This window comes from Paracoccus aminovorans (assembly GCF_900005615.1).
GTDB lineage: Bacteria > Pseudomonadota > Alphaproteobacteria > Rhodobacterales > Rhodobacteraceae > Paracoccus > Paracoccus aminovorans.
In genome coordinates, this window is record NZ_LN832562.1 from 463,421 (window position 1) to 487,359 (window position 23,939).

Here is a 23,939-nt window from a genome sequence, read left to right on the forward strand (position 1 = left end):
TCGGCCGATGGTGGGTCAAAACTGGCTGTCGAGGGCCGTCTGATCGCAGATTTCCGAGGCTGAGGAGACTTCAGCGCGAAATCGTCCAGCCGCGTGCATGGTGGCCAAGGCAGTTCGATGGGCCTTGTGAAGCGAACTATCACGAACAAGATTGGGCAGAACGGTCTGATCAAGCCGGAATGGTCTGCATAAGGCGTCGGATACCGATCAGGGAGACCACCCGCTTGATGTTGTAGGCCAGAACATTCAGCGCCATTTCGGTGCGCACGTTTTTCAGCCCCCGCATCAGGAAATGGGTGTGCCCCATCCAGGCCTTGATCGTGCCGAAGGGGTGCTCGACGGTGCAGCGGCGCAGAGTCATCGGATCGGTGTCCCGGCTTAGCCTTTCGCGCATCGCGTCGATCAGATGCTCATGCTCCCAGCGGGTGATCCGGCGCTCCGTGCCGGTGGTGCATCGGCTTTGCAGAGGGCAGGTCTGGCATTCGTTGATCCAGTATCGCCGGACCTGAACACCGCGCTCCTCGGTGGTGTAGCGGTAGATGAGTTCCTCGCCCGCCGGGCAGACATAGACGTCGCGTGCAGCGTCATAGGCAAAATCGGCCTTCACATACATCCCCTTGGCCGCATTGCCCGAGGTGGCCGGGCGCGGCACGGTCGTGGTGATCCCCGCCTCATGGCAGGCGAGGATCTCGGGGCCGCTGAAGTATCCCTTGTCGGCAATGGCGTGCAGATCTTCACGCTGAAGCGCATCCCTGGCTGCGATCGCCATCGGGCTGAGCTGGTCGCGGTCGAAGCCCTGATTGGTGACCTCGTGCGCAACGATGATGTGGCTCTCGGTATCGACAGCGGTCTGGACGTTGTAGCCCACCATACCGCTGTGCCGGGCACTGGTTGCCATGGCGCGGGCGTCCGGATCGGTCAGGGAAATCTGCCCGTCCGGGGCATCGATCAAGGCTTTGTCCATTGCCTTCAGACGAGCGATCTCCTGCCGGATACGGCCGTAGCGGCGGGCGAGGTGAAACACTTTTCCGGCGCGGGCCTCGCCCTCTTCCTGCCGGTCAATGCGCACCATCTCGTTGATGTAGCGTTCCAAATCGGCTTCCAGATGCACGAGACGACTGGCGATCTTGTTCCTGGTGAAGTTGCGATCACGGTTGTTGACGGCCTTGAACTTGCTCCCGTCGATGGCGACGCAATCGCCCTTCATCACGCCGATCCTACGGCATAGCTCCACGAACTGCGCGCAGGTCTTGCGGATCGCGCGGCCATTCGTGCGGCGGATTCGGCGATGGTCTTGTGATCCGGCACTGGCCTGCTGATCAGCCACATCACCTCGACATTGCGACCCGCCTCCCGTTCGAGCCGGCGGCTCGATGGGATCCGGTTCAGATAGCCATAGATGAACAGCTTCAGCAGGACCGCAGGATGATACCCCGGCCGCCCGGTGCGCGCGGAGATCGACCGCACGAAACCGAGGCCAGACAGATCAAGCTCGTCGACGAACAGATCAACGACCCGAACAAGATCATCCTCACCGATCCAGTCCTCCAGCCGTTCGGGAAAAAGCACCGTCTGGCTGCGCTGAACCCCCTCGATGAAACCGGCCATGCTGATCCCCCGCTACCGAAAAAGCATAGCATGCCAGCCAGTTTTGACACACCCTCGGCCCGCAGAGCAACGGCATGCCGGAGCCTTTAGGGAAGGCTTAATGTGCGACTAAGTCTAACCGACGCCATCAGCGGATGCCCCGGCAGTCTTTGGACGGATCCGGGCATGGATCCAGGATGACGACGAAAACCGCCCGCACCCAGGGTTGAAAAGGCCCTGATGCCTCGAAATCGTGCGGAAGCCATCCCAAGGGTGCCGGGCGAAGCCGGGTCAAGACCAAGGGTCGTCGAGAAGCCGTAGCGACGCCTGCTGTGAGGCCGGCAGAGCAGCGGCGAATGCGGGCGCATCGTCCCGGTTGTCGATCGCGTGCTTCCATACGCGCTTTGCATCGAGGCGGCCGTCGCCGGCTGGCAGGAACGCTTCGGGAAGAGCGGTGCCGGAAACGCCGGGCCGGCCCGCTATGCCCGCGCCTCTACCGTGCTGCTGCCGGGGGCAGATCCATGGCGCTGCCGTAGCCTGCCGGATCGAGCCTCAGGACCAGCGCGGCGGCAACCGCGATCCACCCCAGATGCATGATCCAGCCGGCCGCAAAACCGCCCGTGCCCTCGTGCAGACGCGCCAGGATGAAAGGCGGCATCGAGGCGAGGAGGAACCCGCCGCCCTGCATCAGCGCCGCCAGCGGGCCGGCCTGCTCCGGACGCGGCAGATGGTCCAGCGCCACGATCAGGCACAGCGCGAAACTGCCCGCCAGTCCGATGCCGCAGATCGCCGGCCAGAACAGCGGCACGACCGCAGGGGCGAAAGCCAGCCCGGCAAAGCCGGTCGCCTGCATCGCGATCGTCGCCCAAAGCCACCGACGTCGGTCGGGGCGACGCCGCGCCAGCAGCGGCAGGGCGACCGCGCCGCAGCCCTGGCTGATGGCCATGACCGAGATCAGCGCCCCGCTCTGGGCATTGCTCCAGCCCTGCTCCTGGTAGTAGGGCGCTAGCCAGGCGATCATCGACGAATACCCGCCGTTGATCAGACCGAACAGCGCCATCAGCATCCAGGTCCTGGGCCGGCGGAAAAGATGCAGGATGAGGCCCGGGTCGGGACGCGTCACCCGCGTCTCGGACAGGATCCGCCAGGTGACCGCCAGCGCGACCAGGACCGGCAGAGACAGCAGCGCCAGCGCCGCCGGCCAGGAATGGCCAAGATCGACGAAGGCCGGCACGAGCTGCGCGCCGACCGCGCCCCCGGTCATGATCATGGCGGAATAGAGCCCGGTCATCGCCGCCGTGCCTTGGGCGAACTTCTCCTTGATGAGCCCCGGCAGGGCCGACTGGACGAAGGCCACGCCGGCGCCGCACAGCACCGCCGTTAGGATGAGAACGGCGCCGTCCGCGGCGAACAGCCTGAGCGCCGAGCCGAACAGAAGCAGGCCGAGCGCCGACAGCAGCCCGCGCCGGGTTCCGATGACCGCCTGCAGAAAGGGCGATACGAAGGCGCCGACGCCCATCAACAACATCGGCAGCAGGGTCAGCAGCGACAGCGTGCCATAGCCCAGCCCGGTGTCCTGGGCGATGCGGGGCAGGATCGGTCCCGGCGCGGCCAGAAAGGGCCGCAGGTTGAGCGCGATCACCACGATCAGAAAGATCAGCGCGCCGCGCCGGGGGCCGGTCGCCTCGACAGGATCGGACATGGATGGCTCTGCCTATAGCTGCCCGGCCGGGCGTTCCGCCCAGATCAGATAGGGTTCGGGGCGGGCGCTGTCGGTCTGGGGAAGATGCCGGATCGTCGCCCAATCCTGATCCTGGGCCGGCCGCGACAATTCGGCTGCGACCTTGGCCGTGGACAGGCCGAAGGGCGCGGCCTCCTCGTTGGAATAGGCATAGGCGATGCTGGTGATCCCGGCCATCCGCATCGCCGCCAGGCACATGGGGCAAGGCTGTCCGCTGGCATAGACGGCGCATCCGTCCAGCCGGGGGCCGCCCAGGGCCTGCCCCGCCTTCCGCAGGGCCAGCAGTTCGGCATGGGCGGTCGGGTCGCTGTCCTCGACCATGCGGTTCACCGCACGCGCGACGATAGTGCCGTCCTTCACCAGAACCGCCCCGAAGGGCCGGCCGCCGGCCGCCGCGTTTCCGCGCGCAAGCGCCACCGCCTCGTCCAGAAATTTCCGGTCGTTCATCGTGCACCTGCCTGTTCCAGAATGGCCGCGATCCTTGCATATCCGCGCTGCCGCGCATGTTGCAGCGGCGTGACCCCATCGCGGTCCGCAAGACCGGCATCCGCGCCGGCCTTGACCAGCAAATCGACGATGGCGACATGACGGGCCCCGCCGTCGCCCAAGATGATCGCCTCCAGCAGGGCCGTCCAGCCCAGATCGTTGACGTGATCCACGTCGACCCCGGCCTCGATCAGGGTGCGGACGGTTTCGACATGGCCGCGCTCGGCCGCCGGAATCAGCGCGGTGCCGCCGAAGCGGTTGGTGCTGGCAAGGTCGGCCCCATGCGCCAGCGTCATCCGAAGAATCTGCAGATGTCCGCGCGCGCCGGCATAAAGATAGGGGCTGTCCTGGATATGATCCCGGGCGTTGACATCCGCCCCCGCCTCGATCAGCAGCCGGGCGGTCTCGACCCGGTTCGCATGGGTCGCGGCCAGCAGCGCCGTGCGTCCGCGCCCGTCCCGCGCCTCGAGCGGCGCACCGGCGCCGATGGCCCGCTTCACGGCGGCGGCATCGCCGCTTTCCGCGGTGGCGACCAGCGCCGGCACGGGCTCGGCCCGCGAGGCGACGGGATCGGCCATGGTCGCAAGGCCCGTGGTCAGCGCCAGGGCAAGCAGGGATGTTCCGCGTTTTCGCATGAAATTCTCCGCGATGGTCGGGATGCTGATACTGGACGGGACCGGTATTTTGAAATTAAATATACGGATGTCCATCAGTGAAAAATCGAATGTCAGCTTCGGCACCGACCTTCTGCGGGCCTTCGTGGCGGTGGTCGACGCAAGCAGCTTCACGGCGGCGGCCAGCCATCTCAACTCGACGCAATCCACGGTCAGCCAGAAGATCCTGCGGCTTGAGGACCTGGCCAGGGTCAGGCTGCTGGATCGCGGCCCGCGGGGCATTCGGCCGACCGAAGCCGGCGAGCGATTGCTGGGATACGCCCGCCGCATCCTGATGCTGAACGACGAAGCGGCGGCGGCCCTGTCGGGCGCCGCGCGCCGCGTCACCCTGCGGCTGGGCCTGCCCGAGGATTTCGCCTCGGGGCAGGTCACGCCGGCGCTTGCGGCCTTCATGCGCACCCGGCCGCAGCTGAAGCTCGAGGTGACAAGCGGCCTCAGCCGGGATCTCTATCGCCGCTACCGGCAGGGCGAGTTCGACCTTGTGCTGGTCAAGCAGAATCGCAACGGCGACAGAGGCCGGATGCATTGGCCCGAACCTCTGGTCTGGCTCGAAAGCGCGGATGGCGCCATGACCGCCGCGGACCCGCTGCCGTTGGTGGCCTTTCCGCCGGACGGGCTGTATCGCGCCGAGATGATCGACGCCTTGGACCGGGCGGGACGCGACTGGCAGCTTGTCTATACCAGTTCCAGCCTCGCGGGGCTTCAAAGCGCGATCGCGGCGGGCCTGGGGATCGGCCTTCTGCCCCGGCGCGCGTCCCTGCCGGGCCTGCGCGAGATCGGCCTTCTGCCCACCGTCGAGGACATGGAGATCGCCATCCATTGCGCCGACTCGGACATACCCTTCATGGGCGACATGATCGCCATCCTTGCCGCGGCGGTGGAAAGCGGGAAGCCCCTGCCCGGCTGCGGTGCGTAAACCGCGATCATGTTGGCCGGCGCAGGTCTTGCGCGGTAAAGTCGGGCCGGGTCGTCCGCACCGGCTTTCCGCTCGCCTTCGGGCCTTGCATGCGTGCGAGATGCTCGGCGCTACGAGGAGCTGACCGGATCGCGGATCAAGGTCGACATCACGCCGGCGGATAGCACCCGTTGCGTGACCAGGTCGAATCCGCCAATGTGATCTGGGAGGTCGTGGAGCTGACGCAGGCGGACCTTCTGCGGGCCCGCGACCGGGGCTGCCGGCGAAGATCTCCGACATCGCCTTACCGGCGAACGCCGACGACACACCGGCAACGGAAGATTGCGTCGAGGGCGGACTGCACGATTGCGGTATCGCGGCCATCGCCTGGGCGACGCCCTATACCCTTCGACCGGGAAAAACGCGCCTCTTGTTCGTCGACCATCATCGCCGACTTTTCGACAGGCACAGAATTCCCTACTCGTCCGCGGTGCGCAATGATCCCCCGACGACGATGAAATGTGCGCCGATCACCGACGGGTCCGGCACGAGGAGGTCGCCGCGCCGCTGGAGAGGCCGGCCCGCCCCAAGCGGCGGTGGCGAAGGTTGAGACGATCCGGCCCGGTCTGAATGTGTGGAGCAACGGCCGCGAGCCGGTTCGGCTGCTGAATTCTGACGAGGTGGCGATGTCCTTGATCTGGGCGACCACGGGCGCCGTGGCCGCCCTGGAACAGGGCGCGCTCTGGTCTGGGACGGCAAGGTGCTGGAGCCCGACCAAACCGCGCGTCGGCGCTGAGCGCTTGACCTTTCGCGGAAATTGCGCAGACCACGGCAGGATCCGTCAATCACATCCCGGCGCATCATGTCCCAGACGTTTTCTTCGATTGCCGACGAACTGGCCGCGGCCCTGCCCCGTTTTTCCAAGCGCATCGCGCTGCGGGACCGCGGGCTGAGCCTGAGCTATGCCCAGCTTGCCGATTTCGTCGCCGCCGCCCAGCCCGTGCTGGCCGGGCAGCAGGCCGTCGCCGTCTATGGCGTGCCGGGGGCGCTGTTCGGGGCGGCGGCGACCGCCTGCGTCATCGACGGGCGCCCCTTCGTGCATCTGGACCCGGCGATGCCCAAGGCGGTGCTGGGCAATATCGTCAGCGAGCTGGGCATCGGCTTGATCCTGACCGCCGAACCGCCCAAGCCCGACCAGCTGCCGCCCGAATGCCGCGTGGTGGATGCGGCCGGGCTGCTGGGCCGGCCCGCGGCGGCCCCGGTCCGCGCGGCGCCGGTGCGGCCCTCGGATGCGATCTATCTGGTCGCCACCTCGGGCACCACCGGCCGTCCGAAATGCATCCCCGTCACCCATGACGCCGCCCTGCTGTCCTATCACTGGCGCGAGGAATACGCGCCCTATGCGCCCGGGATGCGGGTCGGCATCTACATCTTCGCCATCTGGGAGATGTTCCGCCCGCTGCGCCACGGCGCCGAACTGTGCTTTCCGGCCCTGCAGGAGCTGCTCTCGCCGCAGGGCTTCACCGCCTTTCTGTCGGACCATCGCATCGACGAGATGCTGTTCACCCCGTCCTTCCTGGAAAGGATCCTGGGCCCGGTAGAGGCCGGCGTCGCCGCCGCCCTGCCGCTTCGCCGGGTGATCCTGAACGGAGAGGTGGTCAGCGACGCGCTGATCGCCCAGCTGCGGGAAAAGCTGCCGCAGGCGCAGCTTTGGAACCTCTACAGCATCTGCGAGACGCATGACATCTGCATGTCCGAATTGCGCGGCCCCGCCGCCGGCAAGGCCGGCGTGACCGTGGGCAAGGCCATGCCGCATCTGCGCGCCGTGGTGCTGGACGACCACGACCGCCCCTGCCCGTCCGGCGTCCCCGGGCTCTTGCATTTCGAGGGGCCGCGCATGCTGGGTCCGGGCTATGTCGACCGCCCCGAGGAAACCGCCCGCCGCTTTCGCGAACTGGTGCTGGAGGGCCGCGCGGTGCGGCTTTACGACACCGGCGACCAGGGTTTCGTGGACGAGGACGGCGAAATCACCGTGCTGGGCCGGGTCGCGCATATGCTGAAGCTGCGCGGCCACAGCATCCAGACCGCCGAGCTGACCCAGACCCTGGCAGGGGTGCTGGGCTTCGGCAAGGCGATTCCCTGGGTCGTCCAGGTCGGCGATCAGGGGCAGATGCTGGTGTTCTACTACACCGCCGACGCCGCACAGCAGGCCGGCAACGCCGCGCGCTGGCAGATCGGCCCCGGCCAGCAGCGCCTGCCCGAGGCGCTGGCCCAGGCCTTGCGCGCCGTGCTGCCCAGCTATTGCCTGCCCTCGTATCTGGTGCAGCTGGAGACCATCCCGATCCACGAGGTCTCAGGCAAATGCGATTACAAGGCGCTGCCCGCGATCGCCGTGCCGGCGGGACCGGAGCGGACAGCCGATGATCGGGCGGTATTGCCGGTGATCGCCCATGTGGCGCGGGCGCTGCACTGCGGGCCGGATCAGATCGACCCGGCGCGGACGTTCCACGAGCTGGGGGGCGATTCGCTGATGGGCGTCGACCTGGTGCTGGCGCTGGAGGCCAGCTATGGCCGCCGCGTCGATTTCGACTGGGCGCTGAACCTGCCGCTGGCGCGGCTACACGCCCTGCTGACCCAGACGCAAGGCGTGGCCGCGGCCGTGGCCGGCGGCTTCGACCGGCCGGGGATCCTGCTGACCGGCGTCACCGGCTTCCTGGGCGGGCACGTTCTGGCCGCAGCCTTGGCGCAACTGCCGCCAGAGCAGGTGGTCTATTGCCTGATCCGGCCGCGCAACCTCGATCCGCAGGCCCGGCTGGACCGCATCGCGCGGGCGCTGGATCTGGACCGGCAGCGCCTGGTGGCGGTTGGCGGCAGCATCGACGCGCCGCAATTCGGCCTGGACGATGCCGCTTATGCCGCGCTGTGCCGCAGCAGCCGCAGCGTGGTGCATTGCGCCGCCACCGTGAACCTGGCGGTGGATCGCGACCATATGGAGGCCTGGTCCCGCGCCGGCATCCGGACCGTGCTGGATTTCTGCCGCGATGCCGGGGCGGATCTGCGCTTCTCGTCCTCCTCGGCGGTGTTTCCCGAAACCGGCGGCCCCTACCCCGAGGCGCTGGCCCGGCTCTACGAGGGCTGTTCGGGCTATGGCGCGGCCAAGATCGCCGCCGAGGCCCAGATCGCCGGTTCGGGCATCCCGGCGGCGGTGGTCCGGCTGCCGTCGCTTTACGATCTGGACGCCCCCAATCCCAAGGACATCTGCGAGATCATCCTGCAGGCCTGTCGCGCCATGGGCGCGATGCCCCGGGGACTGGCCTTTCCGATGACGGATGTGCGCGCCGCGGCGAAATTCCTGGTCGGGCTGCCGGCCCCGCAGGGCGTCGCGTTCTACAACCTGATCGCCGACCAGCCCATCGCGCCCGGCGAGGAGCTGTCACCGCTGCCGCCCGAGACCTGGCTGGAAACGGCGCCGCTGCCCGAGCCGGTCCGGCGGCTGATCGCCGCCGATCCGCAGATCCTGCGCGCCGATGCGCGTTTCCGGAACGACGCCGCCAGATCGGCCTGGTCGCAGGCCGACGGCGCCGATTTCGCCCGGATCTCGGATGGTGCGGCGCTGCTGGCGCGGCGGCGGCTGGGTCAAAACGCCGGACAGCACGCAGCGAAGGAAAGCACCCTTCCATAGTCGGCGCAGCGGGAAAGCGCAGCCCTCCGCGCTGCATGAAGCGACGCAGAAAGGATGCCCTGCGGATCTGCCGCGCCGGAGTTTTGACACGGCCTCGGCGGCCGGCCTACCAGAGCGAGCCGGCGTTGACCTGATAATCCGCCATGGTCAGGGCACGGGCCGAGTCGCTGACCAGATAGCCGACCAATGCCGCCACCTCCTCGGGCTGGACCAGCTTGCCCTGCGGATTCGAGGCCTCGTATCGCGCGCGCACCTCGGCCAGGGGCGCGCCTTCGGCCACCTCGGCGTCGATGAATTTCTTCAGCATCTCGGTCTCGACCCAGGTCGGGCTGACGCTGTTGCAGGTCACGCCATGCGCGGCCCCTTCCAGCGCGACGCAGCGCCCCAGACCCAGAAGCCCGGCCTTGGAGGCGCAATAGGCGCCGTTCAGCGCCATGCCCTGATGGGCGGCGACCGAAGCGATATTGACGATCCGCCCCCATTTCTGCCGCACCATGGCCGGCATCACCTCGCGGATCATCTTGAAGGTGCCGGTCAGGTTGGTGTCGATGGCGTCGTCCCAGACCTGGTCCGAATGCCCGGCGATCCCGGCCTCTTCATAGACGCCGGCGGCATTCACCAGAATATCGACCCGGCCCCGGCCGTCCAGCACCTCGGCCACGAAACGGCGGCAGCTTTCGGTCTGGCGCACGTCCAACCGGGCAAAGCGGATGCGGTCGCCGAATTCCTCGACAAGCGCCGAGGTCAGTTCGGCCGGCGCCCCGCGGCGCGCCCCGATATGGACCTGCGCCCCCTCGCGCGCCAGATGCACGGCGATGGCCCGACCCATCCCGGTCAATCCCCCGGTCACGATTGCTGTCTTGCCCGAATGCTGCACTGTCCTGCCCGTTCATGCCGTTGTATCGCGGCGTCATTGGCATGAACCGGGCCATCAGGTCCAGCATCTCGCGCAATCACCGACCGGCGGCTGCCGATAATCCCGGCCCGGTCGAGCGTAGAGCCGCCGCCCGGCCGCGGCAGCCCGGCCGCGTGGACCGCCGCCGTGGCAGCCCCCGATCCGGGCAACGGCGTCAGGTCGGCCCATTCCCTATCCGATCGGCCGGATGCGGGGACAGAACGCCTGCCGGCGCCGAAAGTCACGACTCTTCGTCAAGCGATTCATCGCTGCGGCGGAACTGGCGGAGGCGGCGATCCGCGGATCGAAGAAGGCGCCGGATCTCTGTTCAGCCCTATCGATCTTGAGGGGCGCATCTCGGACGGCGCCGGTTGTGCAATGCTCGCACAGACGTGAACGATGCTGTCCGGTCCACCCGGTCGGGTCCTGGAAAGGCCCGATCTCCCGCCTCGCTCACGCAGGCACGTATGTCAGCCTGATCGCGTCCTTGCCGATTCGGTCGCTTGCGGTCAGGCGAAGCGGCGGGCGGGGCGCGGCGAAGAACGGCTTGCCACCGCCCAGCACCACCGGGTGGAAATACAGCCGGTATTCGTCGATCAGGCCCCATTCGGTCAGGCTTCGCGCCAGATCGGGCCCGGCGACGTCGATCTCTCCGCCCTGCCGCGCCTTCAGGTCGCGGATCGCCGCCGCGATGTCGTCGGAAACAAGCGTGGCGTTGGGACCGACCGATGCCAGCGAGCGCGAGACCACCCATTTCGGCTGGCGCCGCCAGGCTTCGGCGAAATCGCGCTCCGCCGGGGACCATTCGGGACGGTCCTCGTCCCAATAGCGCATGATTTCATAGATGCGGCGGCCGTAGAGGCTGCCGGTCAGGCCGCGCACCCGTTCGGTCCAGTGTCCAAACAGCACGGGATCGGGGGCGAAGGCGTCGTGATCGACATAGCCGTCCAGCGACAGGTTCATTCCGAAGACGAATTTCGCCATGATGCGCGGTCTCCCTATCGGACGGCCCAGACTGGCACGATCCGTTGCCGCCGGCAAATGCGGCGGACCGCCTAGCCCTTCGACGCCGCGAACACCGCCCGCTGTGCGTCGAAGGCGCGCCTGAAAGCGGGACGGGCTTCGCCGCGAGCGACGTAGCGGGACAGGTTCGGGTGTTCCTCCAGCAATCCCGACCCGTGCAGCCTGCGCAGCACCGTCACCATCAGCAGATCGCCGGCGCTGAAGGCGCCGTCGAGCCAGTCGCCATCGCCCAGCCGCGCGGAAAGGCCGCCCAACCGCTTGCGGATCGCATCCTCGAGACCCTGCAGGCGCTGTGCATACCAGGGTCTCCGCCATCTGCGGGTGCGGCCCAGCCGTCGGGGTGCAGATCCTTCATGCCGGTTCCTTCCCTTTTGCGGAGTGACCGTCATCCTTCGGCGATGGCCAAGGATAGCAAAACGAGCCTCTGGCAGACATGACAAAAGACATGCAGTCTCTGCCAGCGCACCGGGACGACCGCTATCCTTTCACATATCCGAACGCCTCGGTGATCCTGCCGTTCTGGACGCGCATGATGTTGACCCCGCGTATGTGATCGGCCTCGCCCTTGCCCCAGGACAGCCGCCAGCGGATGATGCCGCGGTCCGCGCCGGCCCAGATTTCCTCGGCGGTGAAGGCCAGGTTGGCCGATGCGGCGATGCCTTTCCAGAACTCCAGGCAGGCCTCGCGGCCCTGGTAGCGCGCACCGTCGGGGGCGGGGCCGGTGTTTTCCAGGATGCAGCCTTCGCCGATCAGCGCGTCGAGGGCGTCGGGGCGGTGGTTCTCGAACGCATCGTGAAAGCGTTCGACGATCTCGCGGGTCGTTTTGCCATTCGCGTCCATGTCTCACCTCGTTGAACTGGCCAGGAAACGCTGTCGGTCCAGGTTAGTCTGCGGATGGGCTGGCAGACATGACAAAAAGCGCGCAATCTCCGCCAATGCACCGGGTCGTCTTCATCCTCTATCCAGGGTTCGAACTGCTGGACATGGCCGGTCCCGCATCCGTCTTCAACGGCGCGAACCGCGCTCTGGGGCAGGTTGGCAGGGCGCCGCTCTACCAGATCCTGCTGGCCTCGCCGACGGGTGGCGATACCGCCAGCAGCAGCGGAATATCCGTGCAGACCGCGCGCCTGGATGAATTGCGCGGGCAACGGCTCGGCACGCTGCTGATCGTCGGCGCCGAAAGCGGACCGCTGCAGGCGGCGATGGCCGACCCGGACTTGCGCGGGGCGCTGCCCGGATTGACGGCGCAGGCCGAGCGGTTCGGTTCGGTCTGCTCGGGCGGGATGGTTCTGGCCGGCCTGGGGCTGCTGGATGGCTGCCGGGTCGCGACGCATTGGGATGCCTGCGCCCCCTTCCAGGCGCATTTCCCCGGCGTCAGCGTCGATCCCGAGGCGCTTTATGTCCGGGACGGCCGGCTCTGGACCTCGGCCGGGGTGACCACCGGCATCGACATGGCGCTGGCCATGGTCGCCTGCGACCTGAATGCAGGTGTCGCCGCCGAGGTGGCGCAGCGGCTGGTGCTTTATGCGCGCAGGCCGGGCCATCAGTCGCAGTTCAGCCCGCTGCTGTCGGCGCAGGCCAGGGGCGACAGCCCCTTCGCGGATCTGATCGGCTGGATCCAGGCCAACCTGCACGCCCCCTTGGATGTCCCGGCCCTGGCCGCCCGCGCCGGGCTGACCGAGCGCAGCTTCCACCGCAAGTTCACCGCCGCCACCGGCCAGACCCCGGCGCATTTCGTCGAGACCCTGCGGCTGGATGCGGCGCGCATGTTGCTGTCGCGCGGTTTGTCCCTGAAGCAGGTTTCCGCGCAGGTGGGGCTGTTCCCGACCGCAAGGTTCTCGCGCCTGTTCCAGAGGCGCTTCGGCATTACGCCCGGAACCTATGGCGAGATGCATCGTGTCGAGGGGTAGCGCTCTTCATCCCGTCGCGGCTGGAAAGGGATCAGGTGCCTCGGGCAGCTATTCCGGCAGGGTTTCGTCAAGCCTTGCGGGCTGGCCGCCTTCCGCCGCTTGCTTCAACGCGCCCAGCATGTTCACCGCATAGGCGGCATAGGGACCGATCCAGCGTTCATGCAGCGGTAATAGGTGGAATAGCTGTGAAATACGGCACCCCTCTTCCTCACGAAGATGCTCACGCCGAACATGTCCGGGCGGTTCTAAATCAACGTAAGCGGGGCGCCGCTCCGGCGCCTCGACCAGATGGAGCGGCGCCTGACCAGCTTCAGCGCACCTCGACATCCGCCGTCGAGGCGCTGATTGGCCTTCCTGCATTCCGACTCGTCGGCACGCCCCTGCCAGAGCCCGCCCAGCAGGCCGTCTGAGCCAATGCCCCAAGCCTTCCGATGCTTTAGTCAGCGCACCCGGGCGAATGGCGCAGGGGCAAAAGCTCCCCCCGGGACGGAGGAGGCCGGGAAAGCCCGCCTCGGCCCCTATCTCTCGGACGAGAAATTCCTCTTGAGATAGGTCAGGATCAGCGCCTTGGTGTCCGGCTCCGGCTCGACCATGCCCTGGGCCTCGACCATCCAAGTCCACAATTCGTCCCAGCGATGATCGGTGACGCGCTGTTGCTTGATGATCTCGGTCGAATGGCAGGCGACGCATTGGTAATAGGTGTCCTCGGCGCCCTCGCCGTCGGGCAGTCCGCCGAGTTCCGCATTGCCTTCCGCCGTCTCGGCGGTGTCGGCCCGCGCTCGCAGCGCGGTCATCGGGTCAAGCGGGTCCGAACCGGCGGGCCGCCCCGCCAGGGCGGCCATCGGGTCCAGCCGCGTTTCGGCAACCGCCAGGCCGCTGCCAAGGGCCAGCGCGACCACGGCTGTGGCCACAGTCTTGGGGATCATGTGCATCGCAGCCCCCTTACCCGACCGCGACCAGCGCGATGCGGTGCTGGATGTTGTTGGCATAGCCGCGCGGGTTCCAGACCGGCGACAGCGGCGGCTGGCCGATGCCGTCCTGATCGACCGCCCGCGCCCAGACCTCGTAATAGCCGTGCTGGGGCGGGGTCACCTTGGCCCGCCAGCGCTGCCAGGCAAAGCGGTTCGCCGCCGGTTCCAGCTCGGCCTCCTGCCAGGTCTGGCCGAAGTCCAGCGAATACTGGACCGATGCCACGTCGCCCTTGCCGCACCAGGCATGACCCCGGACCTCGACCTCTTCGCCCGCCTTCACCTCGGCCCCGGTCTCGGGGAAGGTGACGATGGATTTCACCGGCATTTCCTTCAGCACCACCATATCCTCTTCGGGGACTTCGGTGCCGGGCGCGACCGGATAGGCGGGGATGCGATAGGAATCGCCGGTCATCTTGGCGCCGTCATGCTCCTTGTCGCGGATCCAGATCCGGTTGAGGTATTTCTGCGAGGCCGAGGCCGGATAGCCCGGCACGATCAGCCGCAGCGGGAAGCCATGCAGCGCCGACAAGGGTTCGCCGTTCATCGCCCAGACGATGATCGCATCCCCCTCCATCGCCTTCTCGATCGGCACCCCGCGCGAGATGACCTCCTTCTCTTCGTCGCCGCTCAGATGCACGTCGTTGCCGTAATGGCCGGTATAGACGGCGGTGTCCTTGACGCCCGCCTCTTTTAGCACATCGGCCAGCCGCACCCCGGTCCATTCCGGACAGCCGACCGCGCCGAAAGTCCATTGGTTGCCCGAGGTTCCGGGCTGGAAGAAGGCGCGCCCATTGCCGCCGCATTCGATCACCAGCCTGCGGGTGACGTTTTCGAAGCGCGATTTCAGGTCGTCGATGGACAGTTCCAGCGGCGTTTCGACCTCGCCGTCGATGGTCAGCACCCAGCCTTCGGCGTTCTGGTCAAGCGCGGTCTGAGGGACGAGTCCGTTCATGCGGACGAACAGCCGTTCATAGGGCGTCACGTCGTCATCCAGCAGGTGAACCGGGGTTTCCACGTTCAGCGGACGGTCGCCCAGCACCATCAACCCCTTCTTGCCCGACATCAGGTCGAGGCCGGTGTCCTGCGCCAGCGCGACGGGTACGAAGCCGGCGGACAGGTTGCGCTCGAAAGGCACGGCCATGCCCAGCATCGCGCCAAGCGCGGACAGGCCGGTCGTTTTCAGAAAGTTGCGCCGCGATCCGCTCGGGGCTTCGGCATCACGCTGGATCGAGGTGGAATCGGTCTGATCGGACATGGGTTTCCTCCGTAGCTTGGTGCGCTTCCCGCGCAACTGGCCTGCCGCAAAGGCCTCCCTGCTCCGGATGCCCTGCCGCTTCGTGTCGAGAGAGCATTGCCCATCGACAAAGGCTTGGCAACACTAACCCGTTGTATTTATTTGAACACAACGAATGGTTGGGCGCGTTCCGCCCCGCGCGACACGAGAGTCAGCGCTGCTCTCGCCAAGCGGCGATGTCAAGCAAGCCCCTACCCTGGATAGGTCACGCCTGCCGCAGAGATGCGCGAGAAGGCTGCCGGGAAATCGATGTCGGCCGCCCAGGCATGGGTGTCGAAAATCTTGACCGGATAGACGAGCCGGATGCCGTTTGCGACATGTCGCAGGACCATCGTCTGCATCACGACCAACGGCGGTGCCGACCGCAGCCGAATTGGCTTTTGACGATCAAGATCCCCGTCTTGCATCTTCTGCTCTGCCTGATCGACGGCAAAACCATGGACGGACTCGCCATCGACAGTTTCCTCGCTACGAACCCAAGTCGATGTCGACCGCTACGATGATCTACGTTCACGGTCTGCCATGCGGCCGTTCCTCAAGGGCAGGTCGATCCAGACGCTGATCCGCCTCCTGCGGCCGAAGCCGCTGTCGTCCTCGCCGGTCATCACCTCGCCGAAATCGAGGGAGTCGCCATCGACGCCGTAGTTCCCGGGCCCCCATGACCGCGCCAGCAGGCGGCCGTAATCCGCGACAATGGCCACGCGTCCGGGAACGATCCGGGCGCAATAGACACCGATTGCAAGCCGGTCGCGATCCTGGGGGACATAGCCCAGCCAGAGGCGCTCGAACCGCGTGAACATGCTCGCTGCGTCGAAATCCTTGACCGGCTGCGGGCTTGCGAACCATTCCAGCCCCTCGGGCAGGGCTGTGCGGAATTCCAGGCCGGGAAAGTCCGGCAGCGCCAGCGCCCGATCCGAGAACGCGGGTTTGCTGCGCGTCAACGCGCTCGTGCCCGAATTGTCCTGTGCCATGGCCATTCTTCCGGCCAATAGCAGCAATACCGCAGCGGAACCGGCCGAAGCCAGCAAAGCCCGGCGATCCCATAAGGCGTTCCGTCCATCCTTGATCCGGCCGTAACCCTGTCGCCCGGCCCGCCGCACCCTTTCGGCCGGTGCGTCAGAAAAAATCCGTCACCAGCGCGAACAGCCGGCCCGAAGACAGGCGCAAGAGATAGACGTTCTTGCGCAGCTCGCGGCTGAACCCGCCGGCAAACCCCAGCTCCGCCGGATCGAGACCGGCAAAGACTTCGGGATCGAGTTCCGCCAGAAGATGCAACGGCGCCTCGGCTTCCTCGCTTGCCGGAGAGAACCGCCAATCCCCGGGGGCGGCGGCCGGGTCGATCTCGACCAGCGCCACAAGGTCGCTGGAATAGGCCGACTTGTCGCAAAACGCCGGGCCGACGATCCGGGGAGCCTGCCCCAGCACGGCCGCCAGCGCGGTCTCGATCACCGCCAGGTTCGCGGCGGCACATTCGGTCCGGGTCATGGTCGACCCCCTTTCTGCTGTCGAGAGAACGGGAAAAAGCGCTGCCGCCACCAGAACGGCCGCGCAGGGCAGAAGCCACCTCATCGCACCGTTCCCTCGGATCGGACGCCGGGTTGCGGTACCGGGTCGGGCAGGTTCGAGCCTATCCGCACCCAATGCACAGAGCCGGCCCCCACCATGTCGAAATTCTTCGCATCGCCGGATTCGACCAGCGCGCCCATTAACGCATCGTTCACGATGTAGGAATCCGTCTTGCCGTCATACCCCTTGCCGCGCCGGAAATAGGGCTGGGTGCCGTTCGGCAGGGTCAGGCCCTGGATCGCATCCATCTTGTCGTCGTCCAGAAGGATCGACAGCGGGCTTTCCGGCACCGCGGTTTCCTTGCCCTGTTTCGTGACCCCGTTGCTTTCCACATCCCAGTTGTAGCGGTCGTAGATGAAGATGCGATAGAAAATGGTGATGACCTTGCCCTGGCGCACCGCATAGCCGCCGCAGGCCATCAGGAAGGATCCGACGGCATAGAACCATTTCGATCCGGTCTCGGCGGTGACGCCGAACCAGTTGGTGCCGGCATTGACGCTGGAGCCGGTATTGCGCGCCAGGTAGCGCTTGATGGTGGCGGTGCCGCCCTGCATGTCCTGATGGACCAGTTCCACGAATTTCTCCGGCAGGGTGGTGGCGACGGATTTTCCGGGCGCGTTCAGCGACCCCATCATCTCGTCGACCTCGGGGGCCGAGAAGGACCGGTCCTTGCCGCCCCCGTCCAGGAAATGGCTCATGTTCTGCCCGGCCTGGCCCTTGGTCGGGTGGTTGCGGCCGAAGAAGCCGCCCAGCGTCCCCACCCATTCCTTGCCCGCCTCGCGCAGCGCCTTGCGGTCGTCGGCCGACATGCCCTTGGGCACATAGTCGCTGACCGGGGTGTCGCCGTTGTCGGCGGGCTTCGGGGGGCGCGGTATGCTGGCTTGCGAGCCGGCGATCACGTCAAGACCAACGCTCAGTGCCATGGCGACCTCAGTTCTGCTCGATCCGGTCCGCCTTCAGGCGGATCGTCCTGGCGGTCATTTCGATGGTGCCGTCCGCCTTCAGCCGGATGGCGCTGTCTCCGCAGACGATGTCGATCCTGTCGCCGGCCTCATGGGCCATGTTGTCGGCGGTGGCGAACAGCATCGAGCCGCCCGAGTTCATCTGAAGCACCTTGCCCGCATGCAGCGTCTTGGCCTGTCCGACGACCTCCTGCGACGACACGCCGATCATGCTCATGCGGGACATGCCCACTTCCTCGACCAGGAAGGTCTCGGCCCGCAGGGTCAGGCCGCCGGATTCCAGGGCCGAATTCATCGCCTTGAGGCTGGTCTTGAGCGAATCGAAATGCGGTTCCTCGTTGTCGGGGATGGCGCGAAAGCCGAAGCCGCTGTGCCCCGCGCTTCCGGCGCTGATGACCGAGCCCTTGGCCGAGGCGATCTCGATGGTTCCGCCCGCCTCGAGAACCGAGTTGCCGCCGACGCGGGTGAATCTCTCGGCGCGGATGTCACTGAAGGCGCTGCGCGCGACCGAGGACAGGCAGTCCCGCTTGACGACGCTGTGAAAATCTCTCTGGGCGTGCAGCATGATCTCCTCCTCGCCCTGCTCATCCTCGAATCGCAGCTCGTTGAAGCCGCGCCCGGTGCCCTTGCCGTCATGCGTTTTGGTCCGGAAGGTCGAGCGGGTCTTGTGCTTGGGCAGCTCATACGGCACGCCATTCCTGCCATTGAAGACGTTCCCCGTGACCAGCGGCTTGTCCGGATCGCCTTCGAGGAACTCGACGACGACCTCCATGCCGATCCTGGGGATGACCATGCCGCCCCAGCCGGCGCCGGCCCAGTTCTGCGATACCCGGCAGCGCATCGAATGCGCCCCCGACAGGTCCCAGTGGAACCGCACCAGGATGCGGCCGAACGCGTCGCAGTCGATCTCGCCCTCGCCCACCACCATCGCCGTCTGCGGGCCGTGCACCACCGGCACCGCTGTCCGCCGCGGCGGCACCATCGGCGCCGTGTCCGGCATCAACGCGTAGGACCCGGTGAAGGCATAGCCGTCGCTGCCCTGGCCGCCCGAGCCATAAGCCTCGCTGACGAAATGATGGCTGGCCGAGAGGCACAGATAGGTCTCGCCCGTCCCCGGCACCGGATCGCCCGACAGCGTCACCCGACGCCCCGCCCGCAAGCTGGCGCAGTCGCCCACCGCGCGGTTCCTGCGATCCGCCCCGCGCTCCTGCGACGTCCGCAGCCCGGCCACGATCTTGCCCACATCCTGCGCGAGGTAATCTCCAGGATAATCAAAGCTCTCGATGGCGCCTTGCGCATGGGCGGCGTCGCCCAGGCGGTCGGCCTCCATCGCCGCGTCGGGGGTCTTGAAATTGTAGTCGGTCAGCCGGATGGCGCCGGTGGTCAGGTTGCGCTCGGGCGACCAGTCCCAGAAATGCTCGCCCTCCGCCTGGTGGTGGCCGTCGTAGGACTTGTAGGGCCGGGCGCCGATGGTCTCATGCGCCAGCACGTCGTCGGTCAGGACCAAGGTGTGCGAGCCCATGGCGTGGCGGAAATGGAAGCTGATGCCCGCCCGCTCCATCTGCCGGCGGGCGAAATCGAGGTCGGATTCGCGGTATTGCACGGTGTATTCGAGGCTCGGGTAGTCCTGCGACAGCTGGAACTCGACCGCCGGGTCGCCGAGCTGGGCATAGTCGGCAAGCAGTTCGGTCAGGATCTGGATGACGGTTTTGTCGTGGAATATCCGCTGGTTGCGGCGGCGGGAGGCGAGCCAGAACCAGGGCCGCAGGGTCAGGTCGTAGCGGTGGCCGTTCTCGCCCACGCCGGCCCATCGCGCCTGGGTGACGATGCCGTCGAAGGGCTGGGGGCCGTCGCGGGTCTCGATCTCGACGGTGGCGTGGGTGCCGATGAGCTGGTCGAAGTCGAGGTCTGGGCGGGTGGCGAGCGCCTCGACGCGGTATTCGAACAGCTCGTTCAGGTGATCGCTGCCGTCGAAACGCAGCAGCGCCAGCGTGTCCGGGCCGAGGGCCGTGGTGAGGCGCCCGAGACGCTCGGACTGGCGCAGGGGGGCGTTCATGAAAAAGGCCTCCGGGGGGAATGGATCAAGAAAATCTGCGGGGAGTGTGCATGACCGGAACGGTGATGCCAAGACTGCAAGATTACCAAGCCCGCAAGATGGCGCGCGCGGTCACCAGCCGGTCACCAGAACCGGATTCGACCAGATTGCACGATCTTCGACGCCTTCGCTCGGTGCTGCCAATGCGCCCCGACGCAGCCCGATTTCCAGGCGAAGCGCCGCCGCGCCTGCGGTGTTCTTTGGCCGTCGGTCTTTGGAAGTTCGTCAGGCGCATCTCACAGCGCCGGCTATCCATCCGTAGCTTGCCATGGTTCCTGGGAAAGAACGGCGGCAGCGGCTGCATCCGCTCGTCGGTCAGCCAGAAAAGACCAATGGCTCGCTTGAAGCAGTCAGCCGCGCGCCATGAAAGAACCCTGTGCCTTGCCGTTGAGTCCGGGCATCCGGTGGATCGAATCGATGATGGGTCTGCCTGGTTGTGAAGTTCGGATCGCTGTTCCGCTGTCCTGACGGCTTGCATGGTCGTAGCGCTGGCGTGACGAACTGGTCCCTGCAAAGCCGCCTTCCAGTCCGCAGAACGGATCAAACCATCAAAACCTAGACGCCCTTTCGATGAAGAGTGCGCCGGCTCACCGCCTCTGGCGAGCGCCGCGCGCCAGAGAAACCAATAAAGAATCGATCCATAATCATTTTGACACTGAAGCAATGGGCCAGCCCCCCGCCGCTCGGGCGAGCGTGATTGGCCTCGGGCGGCCTTATCGATTATGACATGTTCCAAAGGCCTGGGCCCCGTGGTCAAAAAGGCTCGCGATCCCATCCCGGAGAAACGTCCGGACAGCATTTTCGAGGCCGGCATTGATCTCACGTCTGAAGTCCCTGTTCCGCTCTGATTCCTTCGTGCCCACGCTGGCGGTCTTTCCCGACATCGACGCCGATGCCATTGCGCGCGACCTGAACCTGGCCGCCAAGGGACGCGACCGCGGGGCGCAGGACCAGCCGCCGCCGGACCAGGCCGGGCCGGACCATATCGAGACCGGCATCATCGCCCGCGTCGAGGAATTGCGGCGCAAGGGGTTGGAAAACTACGAAAACAACCGCCGAGTCTACAATGAGCGGCTGGCACGCTCGGGCCAGGCCTCGAAGGACGTGGACATCGCCGCGGGCTCGGCCCGGAACGATTTCGGGGCGCTCGTGCAGCTCTGGCGCTCGCGGATCGTGGCGTCGCGCGAGCGGCTGAACGAAAGCTATCGCTGGCGCAACCGCTTCCGCGAAATCCATCGGCTGGAGCGGCCGGCGCAGGACTTCGCCGGCTGGGGCAATGTCGTCGCCACGGCGCTGATCCTGATCGTCCTGGAAGCGGGGATGAACAGCTATCTCTTCTCGAAAGGCAATGAATTCGGGCTGTTGGGCGGACTTCTTGTCGCGGTGATCGTGTCGCTGGTGAACGTGGGGTTCTCGGTCCTGCTGGGCTATCTGGCGCGCTACATGCGGCTGCGCAACCTGCTGCTGAAGCTGCTGGGCTTCCTGGCGCTGCCGCTTTGGATGGGCTTTGCCGCGGCGATCAACCTGATGGTCGCGCATTTCCGCGACGGGCTCGAGGCCGGACTGGAATGGCAGGCGGCGGCCGAGGCGGCGGTGCCCGGTCTGCTGGCGGCGCCGTTGCGGCTGGCGACCATCGAATCCTGGCTGCTGGCCGGGCTGGGGCTGCTGATCTCGATCCTGGCCTTCCGCAAGGGCTGGCACACCGACGACCCCTATCCCGGCTACGGCCCGGTCGAGCGCGACCTGGAACAGGCCCGGCTGCGCTATGAATCCGAGCTGGACGAGGCGCTGCGCGATCTTCAGGCCCGCCGCGACGAGGCCATCGACGCGCTGCAGGACGCCAACGACCAGGTTCGCGACGCCATCACCGAGGCGGTCGATGCGCTTTTCGGGCAAAGCAGCCTGGGCGCGCATCTGCAGGCCTTTACCGAGCAATGCGACATGAAGGCGGCGCATCTGCTGGCGATCTATCGCGATGCCAACATGGCCGCGCGCAACGCGCCGGCGCCTGCTGGCTTCAAGACCGCCTTTCGCTTTCCCGAGTTCCGCGCCGAGCCGGTGGACCAGTCCCGCCGCCAGCTGGCCGAGGCCGAGGCCGAGAAGGTCAGGACCACCGTCGACGCCGCGATCCGCGCCATCTTCGAGGAGTTCGAGCGCGCGCGGCAGGTGTTCAGCGTCACCGACGATGTCGAGATCGGCGGCGCCAAGCCGGCCCCCGCCCCGGCGCAAGGGGCGGCCTAGATGGCCCGGCGTCGCCAGGCGGTCCGGCCGGCGCGGCGCAGCGTCGCCCGCCGCGCGCCGCGCCGCGGGCTTTCCCTGCCGCTGGCGCTTGGCGCGGTGGCGGCGGTGGCGCTGATCGCGGGCCTGTTCCTGTACCAGCAGCGCACCGCCGCGGCGATGGCGATCGATCCTCAGACTCTGTGTCCCGTAGCGGGGCCCAAGGCGATGACCGCGATCCTGATCGACGTGACCGACGAACTGGCCCCGGTGCAGGCCGCCAAGCTGCGCGCCTTGGTCCGCCAGCGCATCGACGCCGCCGAGGTCGGCACCGAGTTCTCGCTGGGCATGGTCTCGGACGACATGGGCCGGCTGGGCAGCCAGGTCGCCTTGTGCAAGCCGCACTCGGGGCACGACGTATCGGCGATCAACCAGAACCTGCGCATTGTTTCAGCGCGTTACGACGATGATTTCATAAAGCCCTTCAACAGCATGTTCGACCGGATGATCGCCGCCTCGCAGGCGAAGCAGTCGCCGATCATGGAGGGCGTGCAGGCGCTGGTCAGCGAAACCCCGGGCTTCCTGACCTTTCAGGGTCCGCGCCGGCTGATCGTGGTCTCGGACCTCTTGCAGCACAGCGGGGCGATGAGCTTCTACCGGGGCGAGAACTGGAAAAGCTTCAGCGCCTCGCGCGCCGCGCAGCGGCTTTCGGAAAGCCTGGGCGGGGTCGAGGTCGAGCTGTTCCTGATCCCGCGACCCGCCGACTGGAAGGGCGATCCCGCGGTGCTGGAGGATTTCTGGGTGCGCTATTTCGACCACCAGGGCGCCTCGGCCCCGCGCGTCACCCGGCTGGGGGACCTGTGATGGATCGCCGTCCGAGCCGCAAGACCCATGCCGTGTCCCCGCGCCAGATGCCGGACCGGCTGCTGCTGCTGGCCGCCTTCGCCCTTGGCGCCGGCGGCGGCGTCGCGCTGAAGCTTCTGGGCGTGGACCCGCTGCTGTCGGCGGGATTCGCGGCGCTGGTGCTGATCGCCTATGCCGCCGCCACCTATTACACCACGCCCCTGCGGCTGGAGCCCGAGGCCATCGGCGACAACTGCTATTACCTGGGCTTCCTGTTTACCCTGACCAGCCTGTCGGTGACCCTGTATTTCGTCGTCCGCTCGGGCGCGGAAAGCCGGGCCGAACTGATCCCCGAGGTGATCTCGGGTTTCGGCGTGGCGTTGAGTTCGACCATCATGGGGGTGTTCCTGCGCGTGCTGATGATGCAGTTCCGCGTGGACCTCGTGACCCGCGAACAGCATACCCGGCTGGAACTGGACATGGCCGCCCGCGAACTGCGCGAGGAAATGGCGCGCAGCCTGCGGCAGGTGAAGTCCTTCAGCCTCGAATCGCTGCAACTGGCCGGCGAGCGCGACGAGGCGATGCGGCGCCAGTCCGATGCCGTGCTGGCCGGGGTGCAGGCGCAGATGCAGCACACGGCCGCGCTGGTGGGCGAGACGGTGCAGGCGGCGGTGCGCGATCAGACCGCGCTGGCCATGGCCGCGATCCGCGAACAGGGCGCGGTCGGCATGCTGGAGCTGCGGGCGGCGATCCAAGATGCCGCGCTGGCGATGCTGGATTCGGCCCGGACCGCCTTTACCGCGCTGGATGCGGAAAAGGGCGTGGTGACCGGCTTTCGCCTGACCGTCGCCGACGAGATCGGCCGGCTCTCTGCCGCGCTGGCCGGGGCCACAGACCAGATGGCCGAGCAATCCGACCGCCTGGCGCGGTCGCTGGACCGCGCCGTCGCGCAATACGAGGACGCCGCCCGCCGCTTGGCCTTTGCCACCGCGGCGCTGGACGCGACCCTGACCGCGCCGCCCGCCCGCCAGACCGCGGCCGAGCGCGAGCGCAAGCTGCGCGCCGAGCTGGACGAGCCGAACGGGCGGGGCGACTGAC

At 67.1% G+C, this 23,939-nt stretch carries 21 protein-coding genes and 2 pseudogenes; 7 read left to right on the forward strand and 16 right to left on the reverse strand.

Going from position 1 to position 23,939, the window contains the following annotated elements:
* Positions 1 to 169: 169 nt before the first annotated feature.
* The 4 genes and pseudogenes from JCM7685_RS18210 to JCM7685_RS18225 form a co-directional block, all read right to left on the reverse strand.
* Positions 170 to 1,608 (reverse strand): annotated as a pseudogene (locus JCM7685_RS18210) (IS1182 family transposase).
* Positions 1,609 to 2,080: 472 nt separating this feature from the next.
* Positions 2,081 to 3,289 (reverse strand): MFS transporter, encoded by a 1,209-nt coding sequence (locus JCM7685_RS18215; protein ID WP_074970678.1) that lies wholly within the window; start codon positions 3,287 to 3,289, stop codon positions 2,081 to 2,083.
* Between the two features lie 12 nt (positions 3,290 to 3,301).
* A complete protein-coding gene (locus JCM7685_RS18220) occupies positions 3,302 to 3,775 on the reverse strand; it encodes a nucleoside deaminase (RefSeq protein ID WP_074970676.1) in 474 nt (157 codons plus the stop codon).
* Entirely contained in the window at positions 3,772 to 4,392 is a 621-nt protein-coding gene (locus JCM7685_RS18225) for an ankyrin repeat domain-containing protein (RefSeq protein ID WP_074970695.1), read from the reverse strand. The genes JCM7685_RS18220 and JCM7685_RS18225 overlap by 4 nt, the downstream gene beginning before the upstream one ends.
* Before the next feature lie 124 nt (positions 4,393 to 4,516).
* Between JCM7685_RS18225 and JCM7685_RS18230 the strand changes: the two genes are divergently transcribed.
* The gene (locus JCM7685_RS18230; RefSeq protein WP_074970697.1) at positions 4,517 to 5,404 is read left to right on the forward strand and encodes a LysR family transcriptional regulator; all 888 of its coding nucleotides are present in this window, start codon (positions 4,517 to 4,519) and stop codon (positions 5,402 to 5,404) included.
* 841 nt (positions 5,405 to 6,245) lie between these two features.
* A complete protein-coding gene (locus tag JCM7685_RS18235; RefSeq protein WP_074970674.1) occupies positions 6,246 to 9,065 on the forward strand; it encodes an AMP-binding protein in 2,820 nt (939 codons plus the stop codon).
* Between the two features lie 106 nt (positions 9,066 to 9,171).
* Here the strand turns inward: JCM7685_RS18235 and JCM7685_RS18240 are convergent, their stop codons facing one another.
* From JCM7685_RS18240 to JCM7685_RS18255, 4 genes and pseudogenes are all read right to left on the reverse strand, one after another.
* The gene (locus tag JCM7685_RS18240; protein WP_244532145.1) at positions 9,172 to 9,915 is read right to left on the reverse strand and encodes an SDR family NAD(P)-dependent oxidoreductase; all 744 of its coding nucleotides are present in this window, start codon (positions 9,913 to 9,915) and stop codon (positions 9,172 to 9,174) included.
* 498 nt (positions 9,916 to 10,413) lie between these two features.
* A complete protein-coding gene (locus tag JCM7685_RS18245; RefSeq protein ID WP_074970670.1) occupies positions 10,414 to 10,944 on the reverse strand; it encodes a dihydrofolate reductase family protein in 531 nt (176 codons plus the stop codon).
* A 71-nt stretch (positions 10,945 to 11,015) separates the two neighbouring features.
* Positions 11,016 to 11,291, reverse strand: a pseudogene (locus JCM7685_RS18250) (glutathione S-transferase C-terminal domain-containing protein); the annotation flags it as partial.
* A 169-nt stretch (positions 11,292 to 11,460) separates the two neighbouring features.
* Complete coding sequence (locus tag JCM7685_RS18255) at positions 11,461 to 11,823, reverse strand: nuclear transport factor 2 family protein (protein ID WP_074970668.1); 363 nt, start codon at positions 11,821 to 11,823, stop codon at positions 11,461 to 11,463.
* A 95-nt stretch (positions 11,824 to 11,918) separates the two neighbouring features.
* On the opposite strand from JCM7685_RS18255, the gene JCM7685_RS18260 reads away from it, so the two are divergent.
* A complete protein-coding gene (locus tag JCM7685_RS18260) occupies positions 11,919 to 12,893 on the forward strand; it encodes a GlxA family transcriptional regulator (RefSeq protein WP_074970666.1) in 975 nt (324 codons plus the stop codon).
* A 48-nt stretch (positions 12,894 to 12,941) separates the two neighbouring features.
* Here JCM7685_RS18260 and JCM7685_RS20450 read toward each other — a convergent pair whose 3' ends face one another.
* From JCM7685_RS20450 to JCM7685_RS18300, 8 genes are all read right to left on the reverse strand, one after another.
* Positions 12,942 to 13,253, reverse strand: coding sequence for a hypothetical protein (locus JCM7685_RS20450; protein WP_231964739.1), 312 nt, complete (start codon positions 13,251 to 13,253; stop codon positions 12,942 to 12,944).
* A 158-nt stretch (positions 13,254 to 13,411) separates the two neighbouring features.
* Complete coding sequence (locus JCM7685_RS18275) at positions 13,412 to 13,819, reverse strand: hypothetical protein (protein ID WP_074970693.1); 408 nt, start codon at positions 13,817 to 13,819, stop codon at positions 13,412 to 13,414.
* Positions 13,820 to 13,835: 16 nt separating this feature from the next.
* Complete coding sequence (locus JCM7685_RS18280; protein ID WP_074970664.1) at positions 13,836 to 15,119, reverse strand: molybdopterin-dependent oxidoreductase; 1,284 nt, start codon at positions 15,117 to 15,119, stop codon at positions 13,836 to 13,838.
* A gap of 230 nt (positions 15,120 to 15,349) precedes the next feature.
* Complete coding sequence (locus JCM7685_RS19715; protein WP_139218138.1) at positions 15,350 to 15,565, reverse strand: hypothetical protein; 216 nt, start codon at positions 15,563 to 15,565, stop codon at positions 15,350 to 15,352.
* A gap of 87 nt (positions 15,566 to 15,652) precedes the next feature.
* Positions 15,653 to 16,129 (reverse strand): hypothetical protein, encoded by a 477-nt coding sequence (locus tag JCM7685_RS18285; RefSeq protein WP_074970662.1) that lies wholly within the window; start codon positions 16,127 to 16,129, stop codon positions 15,653 to 15,655.
* A 145-nt stretch (positions 16,130 to 16,274) separates the two neighbouring features.
* On the reverse strand, positions 16,275 to 16,643 hold the full coding sequence (locus JCM7685_RS18290; RefSeq protein WP_074970660.1) for a hypothetical protein: 369 nt from the start codon (positions 16,641 to 16,643) through the stop codon (positions 16,275 to 16,277).
* An 80-nt stretch (positions 16,644 to 16,723) separates the two neighbouring features.
* Positions 16,724 to 17,647, reverse strand: a complete 924-nt coding sequence (locus JCM7685_RS18295) for a hypothetical protein (protein WP_074970658.1) — start codon at positions 17,645 to 17,647, stop codon at positions 16,724 to 16,726.
* A gap of 7 nt (positions 17,648 to 17,654) precedes the next feature.
* A complete protein-coding gene (locus JCM7685_RS18300; RefSeq protein WP_231964740.1) occupies positions 17,655 to 19,742 on the reverse strand; it encodes a type VI secretion system Vgr family protein in 2,088 nt (695 codons plus the stop codon).
* A 50-nt stretch (positions 19,743 to 19,792) separates the two neighbouring features.
* Here JCM7685_RS18300 and JCM7685_RS19720 point away from each other — a divergent pair, with 50 nt between their 5' ends.
* The 4 genes from JCM7685_RS19720 to JCM7685_RS18315 all read left to right on the forward strand — a co-directional run bounded on the left by JCM7685_RS19720 (position 19,793) and on the right by JCM7685_RS18315 (position 23,938).
* The gene (locus tag JCM7685_RS19720) at positions 19,793 to 20,221 is read left to right on the forward strand and encodes a hypothetical protein (protein WP_139218075.1); all 429 of its coding nucleotides are present in this window, start codon (positions 19,793 to 19,795) and stop codon (positions 20,219 to 20,221) included.
* Positions 20,222 to 20,636: 415 nt separating this feature from the next.
* Positions 20,637 to 22,022 (forward strand): hypothetical protein, encoded by a 1,386-nt coding sequence (locus JCM7685_RS18305; protein WP_170848914.1) that lies wholly within the window; start codon positions 20,637 to 20,639, stop codon positions 22,020 to 22,022.
* Positions 22,023 to 22,862, forward strand: coding sequence for a hypothetical protein (locus tag JCM7685_RS18310; protein ID WP_074967091.1), 840 nt, complete (start codon positions 22,023 to 22,025; stop codon positions 22,860 to 22,862).
* A complete protein-coding gene (locus tag JCM7685_RS18315; RefSeq protein ID WP_139218076.1) occupies positions 22,862 to 23,938 on the forward strand; it encodes a hypothetical protein in 1,077 nt (358 codons plus the stop codon). Before JCM7685_RS18310 ends, JCM7685_RS18315 begins: the two co-directional genes overlap by 1 nt.
* The last annotated feature ends 1 nt before the right edge of the window (position 23,939 follow it).

Bases quoted from the DNA above. Each gene is read 5' to 3' on its own strand.
- JCM7685_RS18215 (WP_074970678.1), bottom strand. From the start codon at position 3,289: ATGTCCGATCCTGTCGAGGCGACCGGCCCCCGGCGCGGCGCGCTGATC.
- JCM7685_RS18220 (WP_074970676.1), bottom strand. From the start codon at position 3,775: ATGAACGACCGGAAATTTCTGGACGAGGCGGTGGCGCTTGCGCGCGGA.
- JCM7685_RS18225 (WP_074970695.1), bottom strand. From the start codon at position 4,392: ATGGCCGATCCCGTCGCCTCGCGGGCCGAGCCCGTGCCGGCGCTGGTC.
- JCM7685_RS18230 (WP_074970697.1), top strand. From the start codon at position 4,517: ATGTCCATCAGTGAAAAATCGAATGTCAGCTTCGGCACCGACCTTCTG.
- JCM7685_RS18235 (WP_074970674.1), top strand. From the start codon at position 6,246: ATGTCCCAGACGTTTTCTTCGATTGCCGACGAACTGGCCGCGGCCCTG.
- JCM7685_RS18245 (WP_074970670.1), bottom strand. From the start codon at position 10,944: ATGGCGAAATTCGTCTTCGGAATGAACCTGTCGCTGGACGGCTATGTC.
- JCM7685_RS18255 (WP_074970668.1), bottom strand. From the start codon at position 11,823: ATGGACGCGAATGGCAAAACGACCCGCGAGATCGTCGAACGCTTTCAC.
- JCM7685_RS18260 (WP_074970666.1), top strand. From the start codon at position 11,919: ATGCACCGGGTCGTCTTCATCCTCTATCCAGGGTTCGAACTGCTGGAC.
- JCM7685_RS20450 (WP_231964739.1), bottom strand. From the start codon at position 13,253: ATGCAGGAAGGCCAATCAGCGCCTCGACGGCGGATGTCGAGGTGCGCT.
- JCM7685_RS18275 (WP_074970693.1), bottom strand. From the start codon at position 13,819: ATGATCCCCAAGACTGTGGCCACAGCCGTGGTCGCGCTGGCCCTTGGC.
- JCM7685_RS18280 (WP_074970664.1), bottom strand. From the start codon at position 15,119: ATGTCCGATCAGACCGATTCCACCTCGATCCAGCGTGATGCCGAAGCC.
- JCM7685_RS19715 (WP_139218138.1), bottom strand. From the start codon at position 15,565: ATGCAAGACGGGGATCTTGATCGTCAAAAGCCAATTCGGCTGCGGTCG.
- JCM7685_RS18285 (WP_074970662.1), bottom strand. From the start codon at position 16,129: ATGGCACAGGACAATTCGGGCACGAGCGCGTTGACGCGCAGCAAACCC.
- JCM7685_RS18290 (WP_074970660.1), bottom strand. From the start codon at position 16,643: ATGACCCGGACCGAATGTGCCGCCGCGAACCTGGCGGTGATCGAGACC.
- JCM7685_RS18295 (WP_074970658.1), bottom strand. From the start codon at position 17,647: ATGGCACTGAGCGTTGGTCTTGACGTGATCGCCGGCTCGCAAGCCAGC.
- JCM7685_RS18300 (WP_231964740.1), bottom strand. From the start codon at position 19,742: ATGAACGCCCCCCTGCGCCAGTCCGAGCGTCTCGGGCGCCTCACCACG.
- JCM7685_RS19720 (WP_139218075.1), top strand. From the start codon at position 19,793: ATGACCGGAACGGTGATGCCAAGACTGCAAGATTACCAAGCCCGCAAG.
- JCM7685_RS18310 (WP_074967091.1), top strand. From the start codon at position 22,023: ATGGCCCGGCGTCGCCAGGCGGTCCGGCCGGCGCGGCGCAGCGTCGCC.
- JCM7685_RS18315 (WP_139218076.1), top strand. From the start codon at position 22,862: ATGGATCGCCGTCCGAGCCGCAAGACCCATGCCGTGTCCCCGCGCCAG.